Source organism: Lysinibacillus sphaericus, from assembly GCF_006864135.1.
Taxonomy (GTDB): Bacteria; Bacillota; Bacilli; order Bacillales_A; family Planococcaceae; genus Lysinibacillus.
In genome coordinates, this window is record NZ_SADV01000029.1 from 42,237 (window position 1) to 48,362 (window position 6,126).

At 34.1% G+C, this 6,126-nt stretch carries 9 protein-coding genes; 5 read left to right on the forward strand and 4 right to left on the reverse strand.

The genetic code is table 11. From position 1 onward, the window contains the following. Positions 1 to 147 precede the first annotated feature (147 nt). Positions 148 to 783, forward strand: coding sequence for a GDSL-type esterase/lipase family protein (locus tag C7Y47_RS21710; protein ID WP_142510649.1), 636 nt, complete (start codon positions 148 to 150; stop codon positions 781 to 783). A gap of 159 nt (positions 784 to 942) precedes the next feature. Here C7Y47_RS21710 and C7Y47_RS21715 read toward each other — a convergent pair whose 3' ends face one another. Both C7Y47_RS21715 and C7Y47_RS25910 read right to left on the reverse strand, forming a co-directional pair. Further along, positions 943 to 1,500: a helicase gene (locus C7Y47_RS21715; RefSeq protein ID WP_142510650.1), complete on the reverse strand. Its 558-nt coding sequence runs from the start codon at positions 1,498 to 1,500 to the stop codon at positions 943 to 945. Between the two features lie 89 nt (positions 1,501 to 1,589). Next, the gene (locus C7Y47_RS25910) at positions 1,590 to 1,715 is read right to left on the reverse strand and encodes a hypothetical protein (RefSeq protein WP_255505297.1); all 126 of its coding nucleotides are present in this window, start codon (positions 1,713 to 1,715) and stop codon (positions 1,590 to 1,592) included. Between the two features lie 242 nt (positions 1,716 to 1,957). On the opposite strand from C7Y47_RS25910, the gene C7Y47_RS21720 reads away from it, so the two are divergent. The 3 genes from C7Y47_RS21720 (at position 1,958) to C7Y47_RS21730 (ending at position 3,281) form a co-directional block, all read left to right on the forward strand. Next, a complete protein-coding gene (locus tag C7Y47_RS21720; RefSeq protein WP_142510651.1) occupies positions 1,958 to 2,104 on the forward strand; it encodes a YjcZ family sporulation protein in 147 nt (48 codons plus the stop codon). Positions 2,105 to 2,318: 214 nt separating this feature from the next. Continuing rightward, on the forward strand, positions 2,319 to 2,708 hold the full coding sequence (locus C7Y47_RS21725) for a spore coat protein (protein WP_142510652.1): 390 nt from the start codon (positions 2,319 to 2,321) through the stop codon (positions 2,706 to 2,708). Positions 2,709 to 2,888: 180 nt separating this feature from the next. Continuing rightward, positions 2,889 to 3,281, forward strand: a complete 393-nt coding sequence (locus C7Y47_RS21730; RefSeq protein WP_142510653.1) for a YkvA family protein — start codon at positions 2,889 to 2,891, stop codon at positions 3,279 to 3,281. A gap of 325 nt (positions 3,282 to 3,606) precedes the next feature. Here the strand turns inward: C7Y47_RS21730 and C7Y47_RS21735 are convergent, their stop codons facing one another. Further along, positions 3,607 to 4,176: a histidine phosphatase family protein gene (locus C7Y47_RS21735; protein WP_142510654.1), complete on the reverse strand. Its 570-nt coding sequence runs from the start codon at positions 4,174 to 4,176 to the stop codon at positions 3,607 to 3,609. A gap of 60 nt (positions 4,177 to 4,236) precedes the next feature. Continuing rightward, on the reverse strand, positions 4,237 to 4,722 hold the full coding sequence (locus C7Y47_RS21740; RefSeq protein ID WP_132360862.1) for an Lrp/AsnC family transcriptional regulator: 486 nt from the start codon (positions 4,720 to 4,722) through the stop codon (positions 4,237 to 4,239). 206 nt (positions 4,723 to 4,928) lie between these two features. Here C7Y47_RS21740 and C7Y47_RS21745 point away from each other — a divergent pair, with 206 nt between their 5' ends. Continuing rightward, positions 4,929 to 5,855: a DMT family transporter gene (locus tag C7Y47_RS21745; protein ID WP_142510655.1), complete on the forward strand. Its 927-nt coding sequence runs from the start codon at positions 4,929 to 4,931 to the stop codon at positions 5,853 to 5,855. Positions 5,856 to 6,126 lie beyond the last annotated feature (271 nt).

The window sequence follows — 6,126 nt, forward strand, 5'->3', positions numbered from 1 at the left end:
TCTTTTCGTGGCTTTTCCTCAACTTTTATCGATTCAATTGCATTTTACTGTTTGATCCCGCTTATTTCTTACTGTGTCTAGGCATCGTTTCCACATTCATCTTTTACTGAATATTATAAGAACATAACTAATAAGTTGAGGTGAAATATGGATTTCAATCATTTACGTTATCTTGCAATAGGCGATTCCCTTACTGTAGGTATCGGCGTCCCGTTTTTAGACCCTGGATATGTTGAATATTACAGATATCTAAGCCAGCAAAGTTTAACAAAGCGTATTTCTTATCAAAAACATGCAAGGTCAGGGGCAACGACTGAGGATGTTTTAGCCATGCTTAATGCGCCGATTGTGAGGGAAGCTGTAAAATGTGCAAATATTATCACGCTAACAGCTGGAGGGAATGATTTAATAAACGCGGGTAAAGAATTTCTCATAAATAAAAACGAAGAAAATATATCTCATGCTATTAAGCAATCAGGGAAAAACATCTCAAAAATATTAGAAAAAATTCATCATCTAAACCAACAAGAAAAATATATTTTACGGTTACAGAACTTATACAATCCATTTAGCGATATTCCTATAGCAGATGAGGGCATTCGAGCGTTTAATTCATTAATTAACCGTTTTAGTCGGGAATTGAATGTTAAAGTAGCTGATATCTATAATGTATTCAAGGGAAATGAAAAAGCTTTGCTGTCATCAGGAGGCATTCATCCCAATAGTAGGGGATACTATCAAATGGCATTAGCTCTAAGTAAGCTCGGATATTCCCCGTTATAAAGCTAAGGCTTGCAGTACAATCTAATCCTTTTTATTTTATGAGCTATTACTTATTATTTTTCTAGCAAGGGGCTGACAATCATTGTCAGCCTTTGAACCATATCAGAAATAGAAATGATGGAATTATAAATTCCTCAAATCACAACGCATTTACCTTATTCACATTTCTTCTGTCGTGTTTTTTTGACAAAAGATAAAATGATCATTAGGGTTCCAAATATGTAGATGGTCAGCACGGTATCCACGAAGCCATAAAACACCGTTAATTCGTCTAAGATAAAAACCTTTCGGAAAATTATCGTCTTCAGTTAGTTTTTCGGATGCTATTGTTATAGAGCCAGATGGAGCTTGGTGTTGCTGTAAAAAATCCTCTGAATAACCTTCAGTTTGATCCAGATACTCCATTCTTAGATAAGGTCCTAGCTCAAGCGGACACAATTTTAAACCAAGTTCCTCAGCTCTTTTAAAGATTCGATCCGTATTAGCTCCATCAGGAAAGCCAAGGTCTCCAACAGTTAGTTCAACCGTCTGAAGGCTATACTTCTTATCAGAGGTGGTAAATTTATCAGCAGTAAACAACTTCTCTCCATACTCATTCATCAAGATAGAGTACTGTTTCAATTTCTGAATAAGCTGTGATTTAGAAAGGCCGCCAACTTCCACCGTTCTAGTGATAAATGAGCAATGTGGATATATTTCGTTATTTTCAATACGCAATTGTAGTCACTCCTATCAGATTTAGTAACAGTTTGAAAGTATAGAATATTATATTTAATTATTCTACAATTACCAATAAATCTCCTTGTTTAACTAACCTGTGCTGTTAGTTGCTGGAAATCTTCAACATCGCAATCCCAATCACGTATGTAATGCGTTTTTTGCACTTCTACAATCTTTTGCTTGTATTTGTAATACTGTTTTTTTATTTTCATATCTATGTCACAGGCTATTCACTATACAAACATAACTATCACATCATAATAATAGTAAGGTAAAGCTAATTTAGCCTTACACCTCCGAAGATTTTACTGAGGGTCACTCCTATCCCAAGTGACCCTTTTTTATTTTCTTATCTCTCAAAAAAATATTTTTTAATGCCTATAGCTGTATGGTTTAACACCCCACTCCGTCTCTACAGCTTACATATAATAAATTGTAGAAAGGAGGGATATATATGGGATACTACGGCAACGTTGGTGGTATAAATTGTGGATGCTACTATGGTGGCGGATATGGTAGGGGTTCATCATTTGCCTTAATTGTTGTTCTATTTATACTTCTAATTATTATCGGCGCTACTTTTTTGAATAGAGAGTATTAATATTTTCGATTTAAGGGTCGCCTTAGCCTGGTGGCCCTTTTTTAGTTACTTTACTCATAAGCATCCTATCGGATAGACTTCGGTCTAAAAACAGGATGGCTAATTATAAGATTGAAAATTAAATAATTACTATTCTTCATTCTACCTTCCTTTTTGTCCAAACAACTGTATTTGATATGAATAAAATATTGAATAGAAGAGGAGGTGAATATAAATGGCATCATTTGAAATTGGAGCGAGAAGTCTTTTCAATTTTCGAAACGAACGCTTTTTCTTATTAGTTGAAGATGAAATTACAATTCCAGATCAAGGTGTGGAGATTGATCCCGTTAATATTTATGAGATTGACCAACAAACATTCAATTTTATCAGAGATGAAGGGGATACACCTGTGATTCGACCAGTTATTAAACTTCCAACTGTACCACCTGGATTTAAATTAGAACGAAAATGTATTTTTACAGTTGATAATGCATACTTCGTAATTTATGATTTAGAAAATGGAACAGATAACAATGTTTTATTAAGAATCGGTGCAGCTTTATTTAACTCATTGAGAAATTCTGGTGTTCGTGAATGTGTACCTCAAGATTTCATTAATTAATAAAATTAACTTGTTATATATTGATCAGAACTTTGATATTGACTGACATTGGGAATTTATAGAAAAATCTTAAAAATAATGAAGGCTCCACCTTGAACTTCTTCCCATATGTTCATTAATTTTTATTTCCCTTTTTACTAAGATAACTTATACTTCATAGTAAAAAAGGGACGATCATCAATGAACAATAGTTCAATATCAAAATTAAAAGCCTTAGCTAAAAAACTACAACAAAATTTATTTATACTTTATTTGTCCTATAAAGATCCCAGATCACCTTGGTATGCCAAGCTTGTGGCAATGCTCGTAGTTGCTTATGCTTTTAGCCCTATAGATTTAATTCCAGATTTCATTCCTGTTCTAGGGTATCTTGATGATTTAATAATAGTACCTTTAGGAATTATCTTCGCTTTAAAACTAATTCCACCATATATAGTAGAGGACAATAAAGAAGCCGCAGAAAAGTTAAAACTATCTAAAAAACCAAAGAATTGGTTAGTTGGGATACTTTTTATTATTATCTGGCTTATCTTTGCTGCTTGGATTAGTAAAAGTATTATTCAATATATTTAAAGAAATGTTCAGCAAGATTATATCTTCCTTGCTGAACATTTTCTTTTTAACTATTCACTTGTCCAACATCGGAAATTTTCGAAGCGTGTCTTTGTTTTACTTTTTTTCCAAATTTCCCGTTACCCTGTTTAAATTACCCGTAATCTTTGATCCTTGCTTTAAGAGGCTCAGCCGCTTTATCCGTTGTTTTTCTTCGTAATATACGACAATTTCGGTTCTTCGCTTAAGCTGTTTCGTTTATTTATCTATTCCCTCACTACACCAACACCTTTTGACTATATATGGTCAATATTTTAGCGATTCATAAGTTTGTCAGTGCCCTTTCTTAAACCTTCCACAGTCTTTTTACATCGACCAATTCTTGCCCATCGAATTCCATTCTGTATATGTCTGGCTTTGTTGTATGTAGTAAAAAGTTCAGATCGTATCTACTATCATAGAACCCCATCATTAAAGTCATAACAGCCCCATGTGTGCCGATTACTACTTTCTGTCCTTGATATGTCTTTAATAATTCTTTTAAAACTTTAATAGCACGTTGCTGGCAGGCAGTATTTGACTCGCCTCCCTCTAAAGCATAGATTGGGTCAGAAAACGACTTTTCTAATAAAGGGAATAATTCCTTGTCTGAGATCCGCTTATCCTCAGCACTAAAAATTTGCTCTTTAAGATCTTCAAACACAATTACCTCTTTTTCTATTTGTTCAGCTACTTTCTGAACAGTTAAGATTGAACGACTATACGGACTTGAGATAACAGTATCAATGCCCTCTTTTTGTAGAATATCAGTTATTCTTTTAGCGTCTAATCTACCTTTTTCAGTTAATTCTCTCGTTCTCTCATTTCCGTCTTTTGGTGAATCACCGTGTCGTACCATATATATAAATGTTTTCATAATGCCCCCTATATTGCTTGATTTTTTGATCTAAACCACTGCTTAAAATCCATAGAACTTCTACTGTTCAACTTCTGATATCGGTAAGACTGTGGAATATTTAATTTCTCGTAAAGATAAGTTCGTTTGAATGCGGGATATGCCCAGTCTATTTAATTTTCTTATAAAGCGATCTAATTCTTTTCGATCCTTAATAACAACCTTTAAAAGATAATCATACTCACCAGTTAAACAATGGCATTCTAATATTTCTGTCATTGTTTTTAAGGCATTTTCCAAAGCTTCTAATTCCTTAGCTTGATGAATATTTGTACTCATGAATACGTAGCACAGTAAATCGAATCCCAGTTTCTCTTGATTTAAAATGGCAACTTGTTTGTCAATAAATCCTTCACTTTCTAAACGTTTTATTCTCGTATGGGTTGCTGGCGGGGACAAATTCACCCGTCTCGCTATCTCTACATTACTTATCTGAACATCTCTCTGTAAAATATCCAGTATTTGAGTATCAACACTATCTAATAATTTTCCTTCAACATCTTTCATGCATTTTTCTCCCTTTTTTATATTCGAAATCCCAGCTACATTCGGCAACTTTTTTTAATTTTATTTCGAAAAATCCAGTTTTTCTTATTATTATTTTGTTTTTCATTCATCATACAAAATATTATACAGTTAAAAAGATAAAAATGTTATTATTCTTTTATCTAAAATCTCAATTATACATACCGAAATCAAAGGAGAGATCGTGATTGAAGAATGTCTATGTTTTATTAATGCTTTTAACTAGTTTACTTTGGGGAGGCAATTTTGTAGTTGCCAAATCTCTTGTTGATCATGCCTCTCCGTTAACATTGACGAGCTTAAGATGGCTTATTGCCGTCGCTGTGCTTCTTCCAATGGTATGGTGGAAAGAAAAAAGATTACTTCCCCCACGAGATGCCCTCCTCCCTTTATTGTTAATGGGTGTAACAGGTGTGGTATTGTTCAATATCTTTCAATTTTTAGCCTTAGAAAAAACTACGTCGACGAATGTTGGCTTCATTTCTACATTAAATACAATTTCAATTGCGATTTTTTCAACTGTTTTCCTAAAGGAAAAGTTTAATGTACTTCAAGCAATTGCAATGCTACTGTCACTGTTCGGTGTTCTACTCGTCCTCTCAAAGGGAAATTTCAACCTATTATTGTCTTTTCATTTTAATTTGGGTGATTTATGGATGCTTGCAGCTGTATGTGTCTGGGGAATTTATTCTGTGTGTAATAAATGGGCAATGAAAACGACCTCGCCACTAATGGCAACATTGTATTCAGGAATATTTGGACTTCTAATCCTATTGCCGTTTAACCTTAGGGATTTTACCATTTCTAATGTTGATCATTCTTTTATACTATCACTTTTATATACGGGGTTTATCTCCACTGTCGTTTGTATGGTACTTTGGGGCATTGGTATTCAAAAGTTAGGGGCTACCACATCAGGTGTTTTTCTTAATTTCAATCCCATTTTCACTGCACTTCTAGCGTTTTTATTTTTAGGAGAGAGCATCTCTTGGACGCAAGGAATTGGGGGATTGATAGTTATTATTGGATGCTTTTTATTTTCGTATTTTAAAGCAAAAACGAATCAATTAAAGAAATTATTCTTCAAATCTAGTTCAATAAAGCCCATTAACTAATCTTAGTGTAAAATGCTTCACTTAAGGTAGGTTGATTTCTCATAAGGATCGCGTCATAAGTAATACAAAGTTAAGTATAAAAAGTCCCCGAACCTTGTTTGAGGGCACTGAAAAAGTCTATATCTTTTCACATTGCGAGCTATTCAACGATTAAATCGTTGAATAGCTCGCTTTTTTCATTTGGCACTGTGACTCTACTGTTGTTTTCCGAAGCATTCCGCTCGCTTTCCGCGGGCGAGCGCCGAGCCTCCTCCTACGCTTCGCTTCGTGC

Coding starts and splice junctions, on each gene's coding strand:
- C7Y47_RS21740 (WP_132360862.1), bottom strand. CDS start 4,722: ATGAAAGATGTTGAAGGAAAATTATTAGATAGTGTTGATACTCAAATA.
- C7Y47_RS21725 (WP_142510652.1), top strand. CDS start 2,319: ATGGCATCATTTGAAATTGGAGCGAGAAGTCTTTTCAATTTTCGAAAC.
- C7Y47_RS21720 (WP_142510651.1), top strand. CDS start 1,958: ATGGGATACTACGGCAACGTTGGTGGTATAAATTGTGGATGCTACTAT.
- C7Y47_RS21730 (WP_142510653.1), top strand. CDS start 2,889: ATGAACAATAGTTCAATATCAAAATTAAAAGCCTTAGCTAAAAAACTA.
- C7Y47_RS21710 (WP_142510649.1), top strand. CDS start 148: ATGGATTTCAATCATTTACGTTATCTTGCAATAGGCGATTCCCTTACT.
- C7Y47_RS25910 (WP_255505297.1), bottom strand. CDS start 1,715: ATGAAAATAAAAAAACAGTATTACAAATACAAGCAAAAGATTGTAGAA.
- C7Y47_RS21735 (WP_142510654.1), bottom strand. CDS start 4,176: ATGAAAACATTTATATATATGGTACGACACGGTGATTCACCAAAAGAC.